Source organism: Streptosporangium sandarakinum (assembly GCF_013409935.1).
GTDB classification, from domain to species: Bacteria; Actinomycetota; Actinomycetes; order Streptosporangiales; family Streptosporangiaceae; genus Streptosporangium; species Streptosporangium nondiastaticum.
In genome coordinates this window covers 1,291,308-1,310,506 of record NZ_JACCCO010000001.1, presented here as the reverse complement: position 1 = coordinate 1,310,506, position 19,199 = coordinate 1,291,308, and the positions used below count along the sequence as shown (strand labels likewise).

The window sequence follows — 19,199 nt, the reverse complement described above, 5'->3', positions numbered from 1 at the left end:
CAAACTCCTGTGCAGGTGCAAGAGCGAATGCACGTGCATTGGGCGTGTGCAAGCGCTACGGTTGCCGGTAAGTCGGTCGATCAACGCGGAAAGGGGATTTTCCGCGGCCAAGCAAGTCACGGGCCGCGAAGTGACAAACTGTCGATCAGGAAAGCGAGCGAGGAGCACCACGTGTCCATGGACCCGCCCGGTACCGGTTCCACCGTTCGGCGCATCATGCTCGGCGCGAGCCTGCGCCGCCTGCGTGAAGAGAAGGGACTCACCCGCGGGGCCGCCGGATTCCACATCCGCGCCTCGGAGTCCAAGATCAGCCGGATGGAACTCGGCCGTGTCGGTTTCAAGACCCGCGACGTGGAGGACCTGCTCACCCTGTACGGCGTGCTCGACGACGCGGAACGGCGCGGCCTGCTGGAGATGGTCCGCGAGGCGAACACCCCCGGATGGTGGCACAAGTACGGCGACCTGCTGCCGAACTGGTTCACCACCTACGTGGGGCTGGAGGAGGCGACGAGCGTGATCCGCACCTACGAGGTGCAGTTCGTGCCCGGCCTGCTCCAGACGTCCGACTACGCGCGCACCGTGATCCGGCTCGGCTACCCGGACGCGCCGGAGGCGGAGATCGAGCGCCGTGTGCACATGCGAATGCAACGGCAGGAGCGCTTCACCCGCAAGGACGGCCCGCGCCTGTGGGCGGTCATCGACGAGGCGGCCCTGCGCCGGCCCATCGGGGGCAAGGAGACCATGCGCGAGCAGATCCAGCACCTGCTGGAGGTCGCCGCGCTGCCCAACATCACCCTCCAGGTGATGCCCTTCAGGTTCGGTATGCACGCGGCCGAGGGGGGCGCGTTCAGCATCTTACGGTTTCCCGAGTCCGACCTGTCGGACGTCGTTTACGTCGAGCAGCTCTGGGGTGCCCTCTACCTGGACAAACGTGAGGACGTCGATCCCTACCTCACGGCCATGGAGCAGCTGTGCGTGGAAAGCACCACGCCCGGGGGCACCGCCGAGATCCTCGGCGACCTTCTCGGAGAGATCTAAATGGAGAAGACCTACAACGGCATGCCCGCCACCGATCTGGCGGGAGCCAGGTGGCGCAAGAGCCGCTACAGCAACTCGCAGGGCAACTGCGTCGAGCTGGCCGAGCTGTCGGACGGCAGCATCGCCGTCCGCAACTCGCGTTTTCCCGACGGCCCGGCCTTGATCTACACACGCGACGAGATCCGCGCCCTGGTGCTCGGGGTGAAGGACGGGGAGTTCGACAGCCTCACCGTGTAACAGTGTTTTTACATCCGGCTCATCTGGTTAACAGGGTCGCGCCGGAGGCGTAACCGGGGGAGTGGCACGAGGGACGAGAGTGGGTCCCACAGTTGATTGGGGGCTTCCGACCGTGCTCGACCAGATGACCTTGTATCCCGTGTCCGACGACGTGCTGTTCGCACCGGGCGGGCGCGTCGTGATCCGCACCTACGGTGTGGCCTCGCCGGCCGCGGAGGACGGGACGCCCGCCCCGGTGACCTACCGCACGTGGGTCACCGGGGTGCGCGACCGGCCCCGCTACTGGCGGTGGCGGCACTTCGAGGAGGCCCGCCGCGGCCACCACGGGGTCATCGAATGGCTGACGGGCCGCGGACCGCAGCCCGGCCCGGCGGTCCCCGGCGAACCGGCACCCGCCGCTCCGGGGGTTCCCGCCGGGCCGGTCCGCTAAAGCGGGGCGTTCCAGCTGAGCACGACCGGTTCGGCGTGCTCGTACCCCAGCCGGGAGTAGGTGCCGGTGTCCAGCCGGAAGAGCCTGCCGTCGGCGGGGGGAAGGTCCAGCCAGCGGGCGCACAGCACCCGCAGGAAGTGCCCGTGGGCCACCAGCGCCACCTCGCCGCCGGCGGCGCGGGCCCGGCCGATCACCCGGTCGGCGCGGGCCCCGACCTCCGCCGCGCCCTCACCGGGGTGGTCGGCGTCGCCGGGGACCACCCCGTCGCGCCACAGGTACCAGCCGGGCCGGTCCTCGCGGATCGCCGAGGTGGTGATCCCTTCGTACCCGCCGTAGTCCCACTCCCACAGGTCGGGGTCGATCTCGTAGTCGGTGAGGCCGGCGAGCTCCGCCGTACGGCGGGCCCGCGTCGCCGGGCTGACCAGCACCAGGTCGAAGGATCGCTCCGCGACCAGCCGGGCGAGCGCCCGCGCCTGGGCCTCCCCCTTCTCGGTCAGCGGCAGGTCCGTGCGCCCGGTGTGGCGGCCGTTGCGGCTCCACTCCGTCTCACCATGCCGTAGCAGGAACATCTCTCTCATATGCCACCCATCATGCCGGTACGGCCGGCCCGGCACCCCCGCCGCCCCGGCCGAGGCGCCCCTCGCGCGGCCGGTCCGGCGTCTTCGCCGCCCCGGCGGGAGCCCCGCGCGACCGCCCGGCCCTTCCGCCGTCCGGCCCCTCCGCTCCGGCGGAGCGACCCCGTCCGGCGGACCGCCCCGTGAGAAACTTGGGGGCGTGACGATATCTGTGGGCCTGGTGGGTGCCGGGCCGTGGGCCGAGAAGGTGCACGCGCCGATGCTGTCGGCCGGACCGCACACCCGCCTGACCGGCGTGTGGGCGCGGCGGCCCGGGGCGGCGGCCCGGTTCGGCGTCCCGGTCTTCGAGCGGATCGAGGAGCTGTTCGACAGCTGCGAGGCGGTCGCGTTCGCGGTGCCGCCCGCCGTACAGGCCGAGCTGGGCGTGCGCGCCGCCAAGGAGGGCAAGGCGCTGCTGCTGGAGAAGCCGCTCGCGGCCGACCTGGAGGGGGCCCGGCGGCTGGCGGACGCCATCGCCGAGGCCGGGGTGCCCTCCCAGATGGTCCTCACCTGGCGCTACTCGCCGGCCACCCGGGCGTTCCTGGCCCGGGTCTCGGCGATCGAGCCCTTCGGGGGCCGGGCGGCCCACATCTCCGGCGCCCTGCTCGGCAGTGGCTTCACCAGCCCCTGGCGGCTGGAGCGCGGCGCGATCCTCGACGTCGGCCCGCACATGATCGACATGCTGGACGCCGCGCTCGGCCGGGTCACCGCGGTCCGCGCCCACGGCAACACGCGGGGCTGGGTCGGCCTGCTGCTGGAGCACGAGGGCGGCGCGGTCAGTGAGGCGTCGCTGTGCATGAGCGTGCCGGGCGACAAGCCGCCCGCCACCGTCGAGGTCTACGGCAAGCTGGGCACGGAGGCCATGGACGGCGACCGGCTCGGCCCCGACGTCTTCTCCGTGATGCTCGCGGAGTTCGCCGAGACCGTGCACGGCGGGGGCGGCCACCCCCTCGACGCCGCCCACGGCCTGCGCCTGCAGGAGATCATCTCGGCCGCCGAGGAGCAGCTCACCCGGGCCTGACGGCCGGGCGCCGTGCCGCCCCGCGCCATGGGACACCGTGCGGCGGCGCGCGGCGCACCGCGGGCGGAGTCCGGACGTCCCCGGGCGGCCCGAGGCGTCCCCGGGCGGCGCGGGGGCGTGACCGGGCGGCCCGAGGCGTCCCCGGGCGGCACGGGGACGTGGCCGGGTGGTGCGGAGCCGATCCGAGGACCCCATGTCACGACTCCCCGGGGAATTGGTAACGTTTGCCCGACGCGCAGCGTGTAGCGAAGTCCGGTGTGAGTCCGGCGCTGTCCCGCAACTGTCATGGTCCCCAAGGGGCCGAGCCAGGTCGCCTCCGCTGTGCCGACGTCGTCAACCCTCGTGGAAAAGGGTGATCCGTCATCTCTACGGGTCTCTCGGTTCCGGCAACTGAAAGGACCTCGGTTGAGGCCCGTACGCCCCGTTCTCGCCGGCGCCCTCCTCGGCGTGCTGGCCCTGTCCGGATGCGGCCAGAACTCCTCTTCGTCCCCCGCGTCCCCCGCCGTCTCCTCGGGGACGGGCTCCGCGCCCGCCGCCCAGGCGGCCGGGTTCCCCGTCACGGTCCAGGCCGGCAACGGCTCGGTCACCATCGCCAGGAAACCCGAGCGCGTCGTCTCCCTGTCGCCCACCGCCACCGAGAGCCTGTTCGCGGTCGGCGCCGGGACCCAGGTCGTCGCGGTGGACGACCAGTCCACCTACCCGGCCGAGGCCCCCAAGACCGACCTGTCGGGGTTCAAGCCGAACGCCGAGGCGATCATCGCCCAGAAGCCCGACCTGGTCGTGCTCGCCAACGACATCGACGGCATCGTCGCCAAGCTGACCAAGGTCAACGTCCCCGTCCTGCTTGAGCCCGCGGCCACCAAGCTCGACGAGACCTACGACCAGATCGGCGACCTCGGCGCCGCCACCGGCAACAAGCCCAAGGCCGACGAGGTCGTGGCCGGGATGCGCAAGCGGATCGACGAGCTGGCCGCCGCCGCGCCCAAGGACAAGAACCTCACCTACTACCACGAGCTGGACACCACGCCCTACTCGGTGACGTCCAGCACGTTCCTCGGACAGATCTACGGGCTGTTCGGCCTGACCAACATCGCGGACAAGGCGCCCGACCCGGCCGGCGGCTACCCCAAGCTCTCCGCCGAGTTCGTCGCCCAGGCCGACCCGGACCTGGTCTTCCTGGCCGACACCAAGTGCTGCGCCCAGACCGCGGCCACCCTCGCCAAGCGCCCCGGCTGGTCCAAGCTCTCGGCCGTCAAGAAGGACCGGGTCGTCGAGCTCGACGACGACGTCGCCTCCCGCTGGGGACCGCGCGTCGTGGACCTCGCCGAGAAGGTCGGCGAGGCCGTGCGGAAGGCCGCGGCCGACTAGTTGACCCGCTCCGCCCGCTCCTCCGGTGTCCCCGGCGCCCGCGCCGGGGACACCGTCCGCACCGAGGAAGACGCCCGCGCCGGGGACACCGCTCCCGGGGGGCCGCCGTCGCACGACCCGGACCGGGGAACGGCCGGGTCCTCCCGCCGCGCGGAAACCGGCGACCGCGCCGGACACCCGGGACGCGCGGCCCGGCTCCGGCCGGTGGCGGCGCTGACCGCGGTCGGGGCGCTCCTGGCGAGCGCCCTCGCCGCGCTGCTGGTCGGCGCCGCCGACATCCCGCCGGGAAAGGTGGCGCTGCAGCTGCTCGACTGGCTGCCGTTCGTCTCGGCCGACCCGGGACTGGCGCCGGTCGAGCAGGGCCTGCTGTGGGAGCTGCGGCTGCCCAGGGTCCTGCTCGCCGCGGTCGTCGGCGGCCTGCTCGCCTGCGCCGGAGCCGCCTACCAGGGCGTCTTCCGCAACCCGCTGGCCGATCCGTACCTGCTGGGCGCCGCGGCGGGCGCGGGCCTGGCGACCACGGCGACGGTCGTGTTCGCCAGGGGCGACGACCAGTCGCTGATGATCCCGGCGGCCGCGTTCGCCGGGGCGATCGGCGGGGTCCTGCTCGCCTACGCGCTGGGCAACATCGCCGGCCCCGGCGGGGGCACCGCCACGCTCGTCCTGGCGGGCGTGGCCGTCACCTCCTTCCTCACCGCCATCCAGACCTTCCTGCAGCAGCTCCGGGTCGAGGAGCTCCAGCGCATCTACTCCTGGATCCTCGGCAACGTCGGCGGAGGCTGGAGCCAGCTCGGGCTGGTCGCCCCCTACGCGGCGGTCTCGGTGGCGATCATGCTGTTGCACGGCAGACTGCTGGACGTCCTGTCCGTCGGCGACGACGAGGCCGCGAGCCTGGGACTCAACGTGGCCAGGGTCCGGTTCGCCGTACTGCTCGCCGCCTCACTGGCCACCGCCTCGGCGGTGGCCGTCAGCGGCCTGATCGGGTTCGTGGGGATCGTGGTCCCGCACGCGGTCCGGCGTCTCGCCGGCGGGTCCTACCGGGTCGTCCTTCCTCTCTCGCTGCTCGGCGGCGGCGCCTTCCTGGTCCTCGCCGACCTCCTGGCCAGGACCGTCCTCGCCCCGGCCGAGCTGCCCATCGGCGTGGTCACCGCCTTCGTCGGCGCGCCGTTCTTCGTCGCCGTGCTCCGCGTGACCAGGAGGGCGGACGCGTGAGCGGCCGGGACATGGGCGGGGGAGCGGCGATCCGCCGAATCGCGGGTGGGAGCGGCGTGGACGACGGAGACGGCGGGGACGGCCGGGACACGGCGGGCGGTGTCGAGGTACGCGATCTCGAGGTCGTGCTGGAGACGCGGACCGTGCTGTCCGGCGTCGGCCTGCGGGTGCGCCTCGGCGGCTGGCTGGCCGTCATCGGGGCCAACGGCGCGGGCAAGTCCACGCTGCTCAAGGCGGTCGCCGGGATGCTGCCCCACTCGGGGGAGGTGCTCATCGACGGCACGCCGGTCCGCGCGCTCAAACCCCGGGAGCGGGCGAGACTGCTGGCCTACGCCCCCCAGGCACCCGCCCTGCCGGGCGACATGACCGTCTTCGACTACGCCCTGCTGGGCCGCACGCCGTACATCCCCTACCTGGGGCGCGAGGGCCGCCGCGACCGCGAGGTGACCGCGTCGGTGCTGGAGCGCCTCGACCTGTCGGCCCTGGCCCGCCGCCCGCTCGGCCGGCTGTCCGGCGGCGAGCGCCAGCGCGTCGTGCTCGCCAGGGCGCTGGTCCAGCAGGCCCCGGTGCTCCTGCTCGACGAACCCACCACCGCCCTCGACCTGGGGCACCAGCAACAGGTCCTGGAGCTGGTCGACCGGCTCCGGCTCGCCGACGGGCTGACCGTGGTCACGACCCTGCACGACCTGGGCGTCGCCGGCCAGTACGCCGACATGATGACGCTGGTCGCCGGGGGCCGGGTCGCCGCGTCGGGCTCCCCGGCGGAGGTGCTGACCGGCGAGCTGATCGCCGAGCACTTCGACGCCCATGTCCGCGTCGAGACGGACCCTTGGGGCCGGCCGCAGGTCCACCTGGAACGGCCCGGCCGCCCCGGACGGCGAGGCCGTCCGGACCGGGAGGACCGCTCGGACCGCCTGGATCGGGAGGACCGTACGGACCGGGAGGGACATCCGGACACGCCGTCCGGGCCCGGTGCCCGCGGGGAGGACCCGTGCCGCTGATCCACCGCGTTCCCCAGGAGGGCCCGTGCTGCTGAGTCACCGTGTCGAGGACGGGGTACGGCTCGCCTCGCTGCTGTGGAAGTTCGGCCCCGGCTGGCGGGCGATCTCCTCGGCCATGGTCGGCGGCGGCATCGGCCCGGTGGAGTGGGTGCTCAACGCCCAGGTCCCGGGCGGCTACGCGCGGATGGACCCGGTCGCCCACCTGCTGGAGATGGCCCCGCCGGGCCGCGGCGTCGGCATGCTGACCGCCGCGTCCGTCGAGAGGTTCACCCGGGCCGTCGACGGGGGAGTGGAGGTGGCCGCCACCACCGGGCTGCGCGTCCCGACCTGGGCCGCCGCCCCCGAGGGCGCCGCCGACCCGGAACTGGCCCCGATGCACCTGCCCGGCACGATCAACATCATCGTGGCCGTGCCGGTCGCGATGAGCGACGCGGCCCTGGTCAACACGGTCATGACGGTGACCGAGGCCAAGACCCAGGCGCTCGTCGAGGAGGGGTTCCCCTGCACGGGCACCGCCTCCGACGCGGTCTGTGTGGCCGTACGCGACGACGGGCCCGAGGAGCCGTTCGGCGGCCCGCGCTCGCTCTGGGGCGCCCGCGTCGCCCGCGCCGTCCACTCCGCCGTACGGCGAGGCGCCCGCGACTGGGCGGGGCGTGACCGGAGCATTACCCGGGGTGAGGAGGTTTCCGGAACTACCATGTGAGCGAGGGCCGGACTCCCGATACTTGGGCAGGTGACCGCTATGGCGACGACAGAACCTACGACAGGGCACGCCCCCGAACGGACGGTTCTCCGCGGAAAACCGCCGTTCAGCGTCGACGACCTGCTGACGTTCCCCGACGACGGGAACCGCTACGAGCTCTTCGACGGGAGCCTTCTGGTGAGCCCTTCTCCCACCCCCATGCACCAGCGCGCCCTCGCCCGCCTGCTGAGGCTTCTTGAGGACGCTGCGCCGCCGGAGTTCGAGCCGCTGCCGGAGGCCAACCTCGGGATCGGCCCCCGAGACTTCTTCATCCCCGACCTCGTCGTGGTGCCGACCGAGGCCGTCGAGGAGACGGAGCTCATGTTCGCCCCCGACGACATCCTCCTGGCCGTGGAGCTGGTCAGCCCGACCACCCGTAAGCGCGACCGGCACATGAAGCGTTCGGCCTACGCCGCCGCCGGGATCCCCTTCTACTGGCGGATCGAACTCGCCGAGGGTCCGTGCCTGTACGTTCACGAGCTGGCCGACGACGAGTACAAGCCCGCGGTGAAACACGAGGCCGGTGAGACCGCGAGACTGGTGGCCCCCTTCGAGGTGGGCTTCGACCCGGCGGTGCTCCTGCGACCCCGCGGCTGACCCCGGCGGCCGTCCCGCGGGCCGGTGCTCCCCGGCCCCTGGACCGGGCCCTCCCGGCCAGGTGGGACCGGGCTTCCCGGGTGTGAGCGGACGGATTCCCTCCGTATCCCTTCCGCGCCCTTGACTTCTGCTCTACGGTTGCCAGGCTGTCCTTATCCCCCCTGTGGAGTGGCCATGCGGCGGTTGGGCTCGGCTCTGGTGTTCCTCGGCGGCCTCGGTGTGGTCGTCGCCATGACGGCGCCCGCGCTGGCGCACGAGCATCCCAGCGGGATCACCGATCTGGTGACCCCCGCGGTCGTGCGGGTCGAGGCGACGGCGCGCGTCGACGTCACACTGCTCGACCACATCGGCGAGCTCGTCCACGTCGAGCGGAGCTACGAGGTGCCGATCGGTTCCGGCACCGGGACGGTCGTCACCCCCGAGGGCACCGTCGTCACCCTCACCCGGGTGGTCAAGAGCGCCAAGGACGTCGAGGTCTACGCCGCGAACAGGATCTTCGCCGAGCACCACAAGGTCAAGATCCCCGCCGACTTCGAGCGGCACCACGCCAAGGACGACCGGATCGACCACCACCTGCAGGAGTGCTATCCGCCCAAGCGGCCCACGGCGACCTGCATCTTCGACGTGACCACCGAGATCCGCGTGTTCCCGAACATCTCTCCCCCCGACCGGAAGGGGTTCAAGGCGGAGATCGTCACCACCGCCGACAGCCCCGACGGTCCCGCCGTGCTGGCCCCGGCCGGCCGCGCCGACGGCGGCACGGGCATGCCCACGGCCCCGCTGGCGGCCTCGGTGCCCGACAAGGAGGGCTCGCCGGTGTCGGTCGCCGGTTTCACCGGGCGGCCCGCCGCGAACCTGCCGGAGACCGTGGACATCGCACACCTGCGCGCCGGCGGCGCGGGCGAGGGCGGCCGGCGCTTCAAGGACCCGGAGGGCAAGGCCGACGAGCCGAAGAAGCTGGGCGCCCTCATCGACCGGGGTCTGCTCGGCGGGCCGGTGATCGAGGACCACAAGGGCGAGGTCGTCGGGCTGCTGGCCGGCGGCGGTGACGACGCCCGGATGCTCGGCATCCGCGAGGTGGCCAGGGCGCTGGCCGAGGCCCGGGTCACGCCCCGGCGCGGCCCGATCGACGCCGCCTTCGAGCAGGCGCTGACCCGCTTCCACACCGGCTACTACGGCGACGCCGTACCGGCCTTCCAGCGGGTCCTGGAGCTGTACCCGGGGCACACCGTGGCCGCGACCCGCCTGAAGGAGGCCCAGGCCAAGCGCGGCACCGCCGAGGACAAGGGCGCCGCCCAGGCGCGGTCCTCCCTGGCCGACGACCGTCGCGGACCGCCCCTGTGGATGTTCCTCGCGGCAGGCGGCGTGCTGGTGGCCGCGGTGCTGGCCGCCGCGCTGCTGCTCTGGCGCCGCGGCGCCGCGACGGAGGCGCCCGGGGCATCCGGAAAGTCCGGGGCGTCCGGGACGTCCGAGGGGCCTTCCGGGGAGGAGACCGAGGTGGCGGGGCCGCCGACGCCCGTCCCGCCGCCGTTCCGGCCGCCCGCGGAGGCGGCCGACCCCACGGTGGCGGTCAACCGGTCCTTCCCCGCGCTGCCCAGGACGCCCTCCGGCCCCGGCCGTTCGGTGCTGGTCGCCCGCGACCCCGGAGCGGACCCGGGCGGGACGGGCGCCCGGAGCGCGGAGACCGGCGGGACGGGCGCCCGGAGCGCGGAGACCGGCGGGACGGGCGCCCGGAGCGCGGACACAGGCGGGACGGGTGCCCGGAGCGCGGAGACCGGCGGCGGGGCGGCGGAGGGTCGCGGCCCCGGCACCCTCTCCGAGCAGGAGACCCGGCCCACCGGAACGGGCCCGCAGCGGTACTGCACCGCCTGCGGCATGCGGCTGGGGCCCGCGCACCGGTTCTGCGGCTACTGCGGCCACCCCTGTGAGACGTGACGACCGTGAACGAGAGAAGCCTGATCGGCCAGGAGATGGCCGGATACCGCATCGAGGACGTCATCGGCAAGGGCGGCATGGCCGTGGTCTACCTCGCGGTGGACCCCCGGCTCAACCGCCGGGTGGCGCTGAAGATCCTCAACCCGTTGCTCAGCGAGGACGACCGGTTCCGGCGGCGCTTCGTGCTGGAGTCGCGGACGGTCGCGAGCATGGACCACCCCAACATCATCCCGATCTACGAGGCCGACGCCGCCGCCGACGGCACCCTCTACATCGCGATGCGCTACGTCGACGGGCCCGACCTGCGGCGCCTGTTCTACGACCGGGGGCCGATGCCGGTCAGCCAGGTCAACCGGATCTTCGCGCAGGTCGCCGCCGCGCTGGACACCGCGCACGCGCACGACCTGATCCACCGCGACGTCAAGCCCGCCAACATCCTGATCGCCGGCCACGCCGAGGGCGACCACGCCTACCTCACCGACTTCGGCATCACCAAGCACCGCACCTCGCTGTCCGGGCTGACCGAGACCGACCAGTTCATCGGCACGCCCCGCTACATGGCCCCCGAACAGATCAACAAGGAGCACATCGACGGCCGCTGCGACCAGTACGCCCTGGCCTGCGTGGTCTACGAGGCGCTGTCCGGGCGGCTGCCGTTCGAGCGCGACAACGAGATCGCGCTGCTGTGGGCGCACCTCGCCGAGACGCCCACCCCGCTCACCGCGCTCCGGCCCGAGCTGCCCCTGGAGGTGGACGGGGTCATGGCGCGGGCGCTGGCCAAGTCACCCGAGCAGCGCTACGACACCTGCGCCCGGTTCGTCGCCGAGTTGCGCGACGCGATCAGCGGCCGGCCGTACGAGCCCGTCGCGGGCATCGCGCCGGCGGGGACGGCGGGAGCGGCGGGGCGGCCCGAGGCGCGGTCGGACCGGACGGGGGAGCGGACCGGGCGGGGGAGCGGGACACCGGAGAGCGACCCGGCGGGGCGCGGGCCGGCGCGGCCCGGCGGCCGGCGGATCGTCGTCGGCGCGGCGGTGGCGATAGCGCTGATCGTCGCGTTGGTGGCGACGCTGGCGACGGTCCTGCGCGGCGGCGACGAGTGGGACTCCTACCCGGGCTCGCCCGCCGTGCCGATCGCCTTCGAGCATCCCGGCGGCTGGGAGCCGCGCCCGCACGCCGACGTGTTCGTGGTGGCCTCGCCCCGGGCGGAGGACTTCCGGGCGTTGTTCGGCACGCCGGTCACCGCCGACTGGGCGACCGTCAACCGGATCATCCGGGACGCGCCGGAGGACGCCGTCGGCGTCTACGCGCAGACGCTGGGCACGCTCGACCCGCGGGGGAACGCCCAGCAGCTCCAGGAGACCCTGCAGTCGTCGCTGCCGGGCACGGTCAACGTGTTCTCCGAGGTGGTCCAGGTGCGGGTGGGCGGGCAGCCCGGTGTGCGGCTGGAGGGGTCGATCGCCGACCCGCAGCGCGGCGGCCGGCTGGACTTCACCGGCTGGGCCGTGGAGCGACCGGACGAACCGGCCCTTGTGATCTACTTCTGCGCGCCGACCGCGTGCGACGACGCGCTCGCCGACCGATTTGTGCGGAGTGTCTCATTTCAGACGTTCTGACTTGCAGGCGGCTTGCAAACGGGTTGGCCGGGCGATCCGCCCTATATGAAGAAGGGGCGCGGCGGTCTAGTCTCCCCGCATGGCGGTTCCCCTCCCCCTTCCCCGGCGCCTCCGTGCGGCGCCGCTCGTCCGGCATCTCCGCACACTGCCCACCCCCGACCTGCTGATCGGCTGCGCGGTCATCGCCCTGGGCACGCTGGAGGCGTTCACCGTGGCGGCCGACTACGGCGCCACCGAGACCCCCGAGCTGTGGTGGATCGGCCAGGCCCTCGTCACGGGCCTGCTGATCTGGTTCCGGCGCAAGGCGCCCGTCGCGGTCTTCATCCTGATGATCCTCGCCCAGTACGTCTGGCACCGGCAGGGCTACGAGGCGTGCCAGACCTGGCAGCTCGCCTCCCTGCTGATCGTCTTCCACACGGTCGGCGCCGAGCTGAACCTCAAGCGGGGCCTCGCCTGGGCCACGGCCGGGATCCTGGTCTTCGACTCCGGCGCGGTCGACCACCGCTGGCTCCCCTTCGACGAGGTCATCTTCCTGACGGTCATCTTCGGCGCCGCCTACCTCACCGGTCTGGCCGTGCACGCCTACGCCGCGCGGGCCCGCCGCCTGGCCGAGCACGCCGAGCGTGTGGAACGTGACAGGGAACGCAGGGCCGCCGAGGCGGTCGCCGAGGAGCGGACCCGCATCGCCCGCGAACTGCACGACGTGGTCGCGCACAGCGTCAGCATGATGGTCATGCAGGCCGGGGTGCTGCGCCGTACCGGCTCCGGGGACGGCGAGGCGCTGCTCGGCATCGAGCGGACGGGCCGCGAGGCGGTCGAGGAGCTGCGCGTCATGCTCGGCGCGCTGCGCATGCCGCTGGACGAGGCCATCCCGCAGCCGGGCCTGGACATGCTCACCGGCATGGTCGGCACGCTCGCCTCCTCGGGCCTCAGCGTCGCCCTCGACGTGACGGGCGAGCCGGTACGGCTCGCGCCGGGCCTGGACCTGTCGGCCTACCGCATCGCGCAGGAGGCCCTCACCAACGCCGTCAAGCACGCCGGCGAGTCCGACATCCGGATCACGCTCTCCTACCTCCCCGACCGCCTGGAGATCGAGGTGGTCGACGGCGGCGGCACCGCCGCGCCGGAGCTGTCGGCCGGCCTGTCGACCGGCAACGGCCTGATCGGCATGCGGGAGCGCGCCGAGCTGTTCGGCGGCGGCTTCGAGGCGGGCCCGCGCCCCGGGGGCGGGTTCCGGGTCCACGCGTCCCTGCCGATCAGGCAGGAGGTGCTCGCCGGTGGACGGGCCGGATAGACCGGGCGGACCGGTCCGCTCCGTCGGCGGGCCGAGCGGGCCGAGCGGGCCGAGCGGGCCGGGCGGGCCGAGCGGGTCGGGCGGGCCGGTGCGTGAGCCGGCCCGCGGAGCGGGCGGGAAGACCAGACGATCCCTGCGGGCCGCGGCGCGGCCGGATGAGGAGCGGAGATGAACAGCGGACAGGGAACGGACACCGGCGTCGTCCGCATCGTGATCGCCGACGACCAGGCGATGGTGCGCGCGGGGCTGCGGCTCGTCGTGGAGAGCGAGCCGGGCATGGAGGTGGTGGGCGAGGCGTCCGACGGCGTGGAGGCCGTCGCGGTGGCCCGCCGTACCCGGCCGGACGTCGTGCTGATGGACATCTCCATGCCGCGCATGGACGGCCTCGCCGCGGCCGGGCAGATCCTCGGCTGGCCCGACCCGCCGAAGGTCGTCATGCTCACCACCTTCGACACCGACGAGAACCTCTACGCGGCGCTGCGCGCGGGCACCAGCGGCTTCCTGCTCAAGGTGTCGCCGCCCGAGCAGCTCGTGGAGGCCGTCCGCGTCGTCGTGGGCGGTGACGCGCTGCTCGACCCGGCCGTCACCACCCGCGTCATCGCCTCCTTCGCCGGCCGCCACGAGCCCGCGCCGCCGCCGCACCTCGCCGAGCTCACCCCCCGGGAGCTGGAGGTCCTGCGCCTGCTGGCCCGTGGCCTGACCAACGCCGAGATCGCCCGCGAGCTCTTCGTCGGAGAAGCCACGGTCAAGACCCACGTGGCCCGGGTGCTGATGAAGCTCCACCTGCGCGACCGGGCTCAGGCGGTGGTGTTCGCGTACGAGTCGGGGGTCGTACGGCCCGGCGCCGCGGTCGGGTAGTACGAGACCCACTCCTCACGGCTCATCCGGAGCATCTTCACGCCGAGCGAGCCGAGCGCGACCACCGGGGCCGCCCACAGCACCACGGTGACGGGACCGTACTCCACGAGCATGGAGGCGACGTATCCGATCCCCGCGACGAGCGGGACCCACCAGTGCGCGAAACCGGCCCGCCAGACGCCGACCAGCAGGATCGGCAGGCCGAAGATGGCGAGGAAGATCCAGGGCATCTGGAAGCCGAAGACGAAGCCGGGGAGGTCCATCATCTCGTTCAGGATGCGCTGGGCCTCCTCGGGGCTGTAGTGGCGGCCCAGCCACCACTCCACCGGGTCGCTGAGCAGCAGGCCCGAGAGGTTGACGAAGCCGAGGGCGACCAGCGGGCCCATGATGTGCCCGAAGACCGCGGCGCGGCGGCGCATCACGTGCATCAGGGCGAGGGCGGCCAGGCCGAGCAGCAGGTAGGCCCAGTGGTACAGCACCGACTGGACCTGGGCGAGCGCGGGGTTGTCGCCGTAGCTGACGGCCTCCCGGCTGTCGCCCCAGGTGCCGGGGTCGATGACGACGGCGATCGCCTGCAGGAGGGGTGCGACGATCAGCAGCGTGCCGGAGGCGACGCGCCGGAACGTGGCGGAGTCCTTGAACATGGGGTTTCCTTGCGGGTTCACGGGGCGTTTCCCACCCCGCGTCCGCGGGGCGTTTCCGCGCCCCTGATGCCTGTGCGGGGCTCGCGGCCCTCCCGGGCCGCCTGCGACGGTCCTTCTCCCGGAGCCGCCGCGGTCACGGCCCCTCTTCCGGGCCACCCGCGACGGCCCCTCTTTTCAGGACCGCCCGCGACGGTCCCTCTTCTCCGGACCGTCCAGAGGAAGGTAGGCCGCTGCCCCGCCCCGGGTCGTCCGCCTCCCGGCTGATCCGCCGTCCCCCACGCGGGCTAACGCCCCGTCCGGTGACGGGGCAGACGCCGGCGGGCGCGCGGCGGCCGGAGGCAGGAGCGCGCCGGTCGGCCAGGAACACCGGTCCGGTGATGCGGCTTCCAGATTGACATTGCTAGTTATTTCAGTCATGTTTGAAATAGCTAGCAAACAAGTATGGAGCAAGCCATGGAACACGTGACCTTCAACAGCCTCGGCACCCGCTGCGCGGGCGATCTCTACCTGCCCGAGACGAACGACCCGGTCCCCGGGCTGGTGCTCGGGCACAGCGGGGTGATGGTCAAAGAGGCGCTGGCGTTCTTCGCGCCGTACTTCGTCAAGGCCGGCTTCGCGGTGCTGGCCATCGACTACCGCACGGTCGGCTCCAGCGAAGGCGAGCCGCGCGGCCTGGACCACCCGGAACGGCAGGTGGAGGACTTCCGCAGCGCCGTGTCCTATCTGCAGACCCGTCCCGAAGTGCAGCCGGAGCGGATCGGGGTGTGGGGGGTGAGCATCGGCGGCTCGGTGGCGACCCAGGCCGCCGTGCTCGATCGGCGCATCAAGTGCGTCGTCGTGCAGAGCCCCAGCGTGTGGAACGGATGGCGGTACATGGAACGCCTCCTGAGCCGTGCCGGTGTCCACGCGCTGCGCGACCGGCTGCAGCAGGACTGGCAGCGGCGCTACGAAGGCGGGCAGAGCGCTCGCGTGCCGCACCTGACGCTGGAGGGCGACAGCGTGAAGGACACCCCGGACATGTCGACCCGCCTGTTTCCCACCTACCGCAACGAGAAGACCCTCGACTCGGCCGAGCACCTGCTCACCTTCGCACCGGAGAACCTCATCCACCGGCTCGCGCCGACGCCGCTGCTGATGATCGCCAACGGCGGCTGGGACCCGTACCACATGCTCGAGGAGGCGCAAAGCGCCTTCGCCAAGGCGGGCGAGCCCAAGCGGCTCGCGGTGCTGCCCTACGACGTGCTCGGCCTCTACACCGGCCCGGGACTGGAGGAGGCGATGGCGCTCGCGATCGACTGGTTCGACCTCTACCTGCGCAGGACCCGGCTCGCGGACATCACCCCGACACCCACCTACGAGTCGGTGGCCGCCATGACACAGTGAACCGGCACACGGTCAACAACGGAGGATACGACGATGAGCACTGAGGAACAGCAGGACCGGCTGCTCCGCTGGGTGGAGCGGGTGGCCGCCTTCTGCGTCGAGGAGTGGGGGCTGCCGCCCATCACCGGACGCATCCTCGGCTGGCTCATGATCTGCGATCCGGCCGAGCAGTCCGCCGGGCAGATCGCGGAGGTCATCCAGGCCAGCCGGGCCTCGCTCACCTCGAACATGCGGTTTCTCACGGCCATCGGCCTGGTCAAGAAGGTGAGAAGGCCCGGCGATCGCGTCTCCTACTACCGCATCGAAGACGACGCCTGGCAGAAGGTCATCCAGCGCAAGCTCGAAAGCCTGAGCGCGTTCGGCGAGATCGCCGACGAAGGGCTCGACATCGCGGGCGGCGAGGGGGACCGCACCGAGCGCATCAAGGCCGCCCACGACTCCCTGACGTGGCTGCAGAGCCTCGCGGCCCGTCATCCGCTACGCCGTTAAGGAATCCCCATGCACCGCTGGCAACCCAAGCTCGGGCTGATCCAGGAAACGCTGCTGCTCACCCTCTACGCCAGAGCCCTGGACGCCGGGCGGCCCAGCCCGATCCTCGGCGACACGCTCTCCGCCGACCTGGCCGGCGACATCGATTACGACTTCGGCAAGCTGAAGGTCAAGCCCAACCTCGTCCTCACCACGGCACTGCGCGCCAAGAAGCTCGACGGCGTCGTCCGCGCCTACATCGCCGCTCATCCCGGATGCGTGGTGCTCGACCTGGGCTGCGGCCTGGACACCAGGATGTTCCGCTGTGATCCCCCGCCCGGCGTCGACTGGTACGACATCGACTTCCCGGAAGTGGTGCACCTGCGGGCCGGATGTCTGCCCGGCCGTTCCCACCTGATCGGAGCCGACCTCACCGGCTCCGACTGGCTCACGGCCATCCCCGGTGACCGGCCGGCGATGGTCGTCGCCGAGGGGCTGCTCCCCTTCATGCCCGGCGACTCCTTCCAGGCGATGACCCGCGCGCTGGCCGGGCATTTCCCTTCGGGCGAGCTCGCGCTCAACGGCTACACCCGCTTCGCCGCCTGGGCCATGAAGTACCACCCGACCATCAAGGCGCTCGGCATCAAAGCCGCCCAGGGCTTCGACGACCCGCACGAACCAGAGTCCTGGGACGCCGGCCTCGAACTGATCGAGGAGCAGATCCTCACCCGCGCACCGGAAACAGCCCGGTTCCCGCAACCCCTACGCGCGCTGACCCGTCTCACCGCCCGCAGCACGGCCTTGTCTCGGCAAGGGGCACGCATTCTCCGCTACCGGTTCTGAGCCCGTGCGGGCGGCGAGGTCACCAGCAACCTCCCAGACCGTCATCGACATGACGACGCTCACCCTAACGATCGATCGTCAGGACGCGGTGTGTTTCCGTCGTATTCCGGCCGTACCCGCTTAGGAGGCGGGACGCGGGGCGATGCCGCGCATGAGGGTGGTGACGACGCCCTCGGCGAAGTCCGGCTCCGCCTCGGCCGGAGCCGGGCCGGAGCCGAGCAGCAGGCGGGGCAGGACCTGCTCGTGGCAGGCGCCGACGATCAGCATCGCGGCGGCTTCGGCGGAGGCGTCCGGGGACAGGCGGCCGAGGTCCTGCTCGGCGCGCAGGTAGCCGGCCAGGATCGCCTTCAGCCCGTGCCCGTCTCCCAGCGGGTTCGGCATGGCGTCGAACAGCCGCATGACCTCGGGCTGGGAGAACAGACCCGCGAACGCGGGCAGGAACGCCGCGTGCAGGGCCAGGCCGTACCCGACGCAGGCGCGGAGGTTGGCCTCGACGTCACCCTCGCCCGCCCTGACCGGCAGGCCGCCCAGTGCCCGCTCGACGTTGCGGACGTGGGCGTGCAGGGCGAGCGCGATCAGCTCCTCCTTGCCCGCGAAGTGGTTGTAGAGGACGCCGTCGGCGACCCGCGCCTCGCGGGCGATCTCCCGTACGGTGAGCCCGGCGGTGCCGCGCCGGGAGATCAGGCGCTCGGCGGTGGTGACGAGGTGCTCGCGCAGGCTCTGCCCGCCCTCGCCCTCGCCGTCCCGCAGGACGGCCGCTTTTCTCGGTGACATCGCGTCCCATCGTAGTCAGGCGTCCCCGCCCCGGCCGCCCCCGCGGGGCCGGGGCGGGGACGGGGGACGGCCCGGCCGGGTGAGCGGGCCGCGCGGCGTCCGGGGACGGACGCCGTTCAGCAGGGCCCATGAGCGCGCCATGGGAGCGGGCCGCGCGGCGGGCGGGGACGGACCGGGCGGACCGGCCGATCGTGCGGGTGGGCCGCGAGGTCAGGGACGGGCGGCGGTGACCAGCCAGGCGGCGCCGCGCAGCCGTACGGCGCCTGCCTGCTCGAAGGGGCGCAGCGCCTCGACGAGCGCCTCGCGGGCCTGGGCGGCGGCGGCCGGATCGACCTGGTCGAGCAGGAAGCGGACCGGGCCCCAGGCGCCGAGGAACGCCCCGGCGTCCTCGGCGTCGCGCCCCCAGTGCTGGGGCGCGTCCACGGCCGTCACGTCCACCTTCCCGAATCCGGCGCCGGACAGCACCTCCCGGACGCGGCCGGGATCGGCCAGCGACTCCGGCCCGGGTCCGCCGTGCTCGGTGGTGGCGGGCCGCCGCGGCAGGTGCCGGGCCATCGCCGCGAAGACCTCGCCCAGCTCGTTGTCCTCCATCCTGCGCAGGGAGAGGAACGCGAGCCGTCCGCCGGGGCGCAGCGCGCGGCCGATGTTGGCGAACGCGGCCACGGGGTCGGCGAAGAACATGATCCCGAACCGGCTGACGGCCACGTCGGACCCGGCGGCGGGGAAGGGGTGGACCTGGGCGTCCCCCTGCTCGAAGGTCACGTTGGCCAGGCCCTCGGCGGCGGCACTCGCCCGTGCCCGCGCCAGCATCGGCGCCGACAGGTCCACCCCGGTGGCGTGGCCGAGCGGGGCCCGCCGCGCGGCCAGGCGCGTCACCTGGCCGTTGCCGCACCCGATGTCGAGCACCCGGTCGCCCTCGCCGACGGCCGCCGCGTCGAGCAGGTGGTCGTTGAACCCGCTGTTGACGGCGTCGTAGCGGTCCTGGTTGCCGGCCCAGTGCTCGCCCTCGTAGCCGTTCCACGCCTCGGCCTGGTGGGTGTTGACGACGGATCCCATCGGATCTCCTCTCGGGGCCGCCCCGGGGCGACCGTACGTGCTTCTCCAGTCGTTATGAACGTATGTTCATGAAC

Annotated in this window: 20 protein-coding genes; 16 read left to right on the top strand and 4 right to left on the bottom strand. The window is 72.9% G+C overall.

Translation table 11 applies throughout. From position 1 onward, the window contains the following. Positions 1-177: 177 nt before the first annotated feature. The 3 genes from HDA43_RS05695 (at position 178) to HDA43_RS05685 (ending at position 1,705) form a co-directional block, all read left to right on the top strand. Positions 178-1,038: a Sco1979 family transcriptional regulator gene (locus HDA43_RS05695; RefSeq protein ID WP_376770491.1), complete on the top strand. Its 861-nt coding sequence runs from the start codon at positions 178-180 to the stop codon at positions 1,036-1,038. Next, positions 1,039-1,275, top strand: a complete 237-nt coding sequence (locus HDA43_RS05690; RefSeq protein WP_179818668.1) for a DUF397 domain-containing protein — start codon at positions 1,039-1,041, stop codon at positions 1,273-1,275. A gap of 124 nt (positions 1,276-1,399) precedes the next feature. Beyond that, entirely contained in the window at positions 1,400-1,705 is a 306-nt protein-coding gene (locus tag HDA43_RS05685) for a hypothetical protein (RefSeq protein WP_218911609.1), read from the top strand. Here the strand turns inward: HDA43_RS05685 and HDA43_RS05680 are convergent. Next, the gene (locus HDA43_RS05680; RefSeq protein ID WP_179818666.1) at positions 1,702-2,283 is read right to left on the bottom strand and encodes a histidine phosphatase family protein; all 582 of its coding nucleotides are present in this window, start codon (positions 2,281-2,283) and stop codon (positions 1,702-1,704) included. The genes HDA43_RS05685 and HDA43_RS05680 overlap by 4 nt on opposite strands. 196 nt (positions 2,284-2,479) lie before the next feature. Here HDA43_RS05680 and HDA43_RS05675 point away from each other — a divergent pair, with 196 nt between their 5' ends. The 10 genes from HDA43_RS05675 to HDA43_RS05630 all read left to right on the top strand — a co-directional run bounded on the left by HDA43_RS05675 (position 2,480) and on the right by HDA43_RS05630 (position 13,957). After that, complete coding sequence (locus HDA43_RS05675) at positions 2,480-3,340, top strand: Gfo/Idh/MocA family protein (RefSeq protein ID WP_179818665.1); 861 nt, start codon at positions 2,480-2,482, stop codon at positions 3,338-3,340. Between the two features lie 405 nt (positions 3,341-3,745). Then, positions 3,746-4,708 carry a helical backbone metal receptor gene (locus HDA43_RS05670; RefSeq protein WP_179818664.1) on the top strand — a complete coding sequence of 321 codons (963 nt, stop codon included), beginning with the start codon at positions 3,746-3,748 and terminating at the stop codon, positions 4,706-4,708. A 204-nt stretch (positions 4,709-4,912) separates the two neighbouring features. Beyond that, the gene (locus HDA43_RS05665; protein ID WP_179822825.1) at positions 4,913-5,917 is read left to right on the top strand and encodes a FecCD family ABC transporter permease; all 1,005 of its coding nucleotides are present in this window, start codon (positions 4,913-4,915) and stop codon (positions 5,915-5,917) included. 56 nt (positions 5,918-5,973) lie between these two features. Beyond that, positions 5,974-6,918 (top strand): ABC transporter ATP-binding protein, encoded by a 945-nt coding sequence (locus HDA43_RS05660; protein WP_312873032.1) that lies wholly within the window; start codon positions 5,974-5,976, stop codon positions 6,916-6,918. 25 nt (positions 6,919-6,943) lie between these two features. Beyond that, positions 6,944-7,621, top strand: a complete 678-nt coding sequence (locus HDA43_RS05655; RefSeq protein ID WP_179818663.1) for an adenosylcobinamide amidohydrolase — start codon at positions 6,944-6,946, stop codon at positions 7,619-7,621. 39 nt (positions 7,622-7,660) lie between these two features. Then, a complete protein-coding gene (locus HDA43_RS05650) occupies positions 7,661-8,257 on the top strand; it encodes a Uma2 family endonuclease (protein ID WP_179818662.1) in 597 nt (198 codons plus the stop codon). Positions 8,258-8,431: 174 nt separating this feature from the next. Next, positions 8,432-10,192, top strand: coding sequence for a hypothetical protein (locus tag HDA43_RS05645; protein ID WP_179818661.1), 1,761 nt, complete (start codon positions 8,432-8,434; stop codon positions 10,190-10,192). A gap of 5 nt (positions 10,193-10,197) precedes the next feature. Next, the gene (locus HDA43_RS05640) at positions 10,198-11,805 is read left to right on the top strand and encodes a serine/threonine-protein kinase (RefSeq protein ID WP_312873031.1); all 1,608 of its coding nucleotides are present in this window, start codon (positions 10,198-10,200) and stop codon (positions 11,803-11,805) included. Positions 11,806-11,884: 79 nt separating this feature from the next. Continuing rightward, positions 11,885-13,099: a histidine kinase gene (locus tag HDA43_RS35765; protein ID WP_179818660.1), complete on the top strand. Its 1,215-nt coding sequence runs from the start codon at positions 11,885-11,887 to the stop codon at positions 13,097-13,099. A gap of 168 nt (positions 13,100-13,267) precedes the next feature. After that, a complete protein-coding gene (locus HDA43_RS05630; RefSeq protein ID WP_179818659.1) occupies positions 13,268-13,957 on the top strand; it encodes a response regulator in 690 nt (229 codons plus the stop codon). On the opposite strand, the gene HDA43_RS05625 is transcribed toward HDA43_RS05630, so the two are convergent. Beyond that, positions 13,897-14,601 (bottom strand): hypothetical protein, encoded by a 705-nt coding sequence (locus HDA43_RS05625; RefSeq protein ID WP_179818658.1) that lies wholly within the window; start codon positions 14,599-14,601, stop codon positions 13,897-13,899. The genes HDA43_RS05630 and HDA43_RS05625 overlap by 61 nt on opposite strands. A 453-nt stretch (positions 14,602-15,054) precedes the next feature. Here HDA43_RS05625 and HDA43_RS05620 point away from each other — a divergent pair, with 453 nt between their 5' ends. The 3 genes from HDA43_RS05620 to HDA43_RS05610 are packed head-to-tail and all read left to right on the top strand — an operon-like array spanning position 15,055 to position 17,295. Then, positions 15,055-15,984 (top strand): alpha/beta hydrolase, encoded by a 930-nt coding sequence (locus HDA43_RS05620; protein ID WP_218911608.1) that lies wholly within the window; start codon positions 15,055-15,057, stop codon positions 15,982-15,984. 33 nt (positions 15,985-16,017) lie between these two features. Next, positions 16,018-16,473: a GbsR/MarR family transcriptional regulator gene (locus tag HDA43_RS05615; RefSeq protein ID WP_179818656.1), complete on the top strand. Its 456-nt coding sequence runs from the start codon at positions 16,018-16,020 to the stop codon at positions 16,471-16,473. Between the two features lie 9 nt (positions 16,474-16,482). After that, positions 16,483-17,295 carry a class I SAM-dependent methyltransferase gene (locus HDA43_RS05610; RefSeq protein ID WP_179818655.1) on the top strand — a complete coding sequence of 271 codons (813 nt, stop codon included), beginning with the start codon at positions 16,483-16,485 and terminating at the stop codon, positions 17,293-17,295. A 120-nt stretch (positions 17,296-17,415) separates the two neighbouring features. Here the strand turns inward: HDA43_RS05610 and HDA43_RS05605 are convergent, their stop codons facing one another. Beyond that, positions 17,416-18,069, bottom strand: a complete 654-nt coding sequence (locus HDA43_RS05605) for a TetR/AcrR family transcriptional regulator (RefSeq protein WP_179818654.1) — start codon at positions 18,067-18,069, stop codon at positions 17,416-17,418. Positions 18,070-18,279: 210 nt separating this feature from the next. Then, on the bottom strand, positions 18,280-19,125 hold the full coding sequence (locus HDA43_RS05600) for a class I SAM-dependent methyltransferase (RefSeq protein ID WP_179818653.1): 846 nt from the start codon (positions 19,123-19,125) through the stop codon (positions 18,280-18,282). Between the last annotated feature and the right edge of the window lie 74 nt (positions 19,126-19,199).

Excerpts from the sequence above, each read along its gene's own strand:
- HDA43_RS05695 (WP_376770491.1), top strand. The coding sequence starts at position 178 with ATGGACCCGCCCGGTACCGGTTCCACCGTTCGGCGCATCATGCTCGGC.
- HDA43_RS05690 (WP_179818668.1), top strand. The coding sequence starts at position 1,039 with ATGGAGAAGACCTACAACGGCATGCCCGCCACCGATCTGGCGGGAGCC.
- HDA43_RS05685 (WP_218911609.1), top strand. The coding sequence starts at position 1,400 with ATGACCTTGTATCCCGTGTCCGACGACGTGCTGTTCGCACCGGGCGGG.
- HDA43_RS05680 (WP_179818666.1), bottom strand. The coding sequence starts at position 2,283 with ATGAGAGAGATGTTCCTGCTACGGCATGGTGAGACGGAGTGGAGCCGC.
- HDA43_RS05650 (WP_179818662.1), top strand. The coding sequence starts at position 7,661 with ATGGCGACGACAGAACCTACGACAGGGCACGCCCCCGAACGGACGGTT.
- HDA43_RS05645 (WP_179818661.1), top strand. The coding sequence starts at position 8,432 with ATGCGGCGGTTGGGCTCGGCTCTGGTGTTCCTCGGCGGCCTCGGTGTG.
- HDA43_RS35765 (WP_179818660.1), top strand. The coding sequence starts at position 11,885 with ATGGCGGTTCCCCTCCCCCTTCCCCGGCGCCTCCGTGCGGCGCCGCTC.
- HDA43_RS05630 (WP_179818659.1), top strand. The coding sequence starts at position 13,268 with ATGAACAGCGGACAGGGAACGGACACCGGCGTCGTCCGCATCGTGATC.
- HDA43_RS05625 (WP_179818658.1), bottom strand. The coding sequence starts at position 14,601 with ATGTTCAAGGACTCCGCCACGTTCCGGCGCGTCGCCTCCGGCACGCTG.
- HDA43_RS05620 (WP_218911608.1), top strand. The coding sequence starts at position 15,055 with ATGGAACACGTGACCTTCAACAGCCTCGGCACCCGCTGCGCGGGCGAT.
- HDA43_RS05615 (WP_179818656.1), top strand. The coding sequence starts at position 16,018 with ATGAGCACTGAGGAACAGCAGGACCGGCTGCTCCGCTGGGTGGAGCGG.
- HDA43_RS05610 (WP_179818655.1), top strand. The coding sequence starts at position 16,483 with ATGCACCGCTGGCAACCCAAGCTCGGGCTGATCCAGGAAACGCTGCTG.
- HDA43_RS05605 (WP_179818654.1), bottom strand. The coding sequence starts at position 18,069 with ATGTCACCGAGAAAAGCGGCCGTCCTGCGGGACGGCGAGGGCGAGGGC.
- HDA43_RS05600 (WP_179818653.1), bottom strand. The coding sequence starts at position 19,125 with ATGGGATCCGTCGTCAACACCCACCAGGCCGAGGCGTGGAACGGCTAC.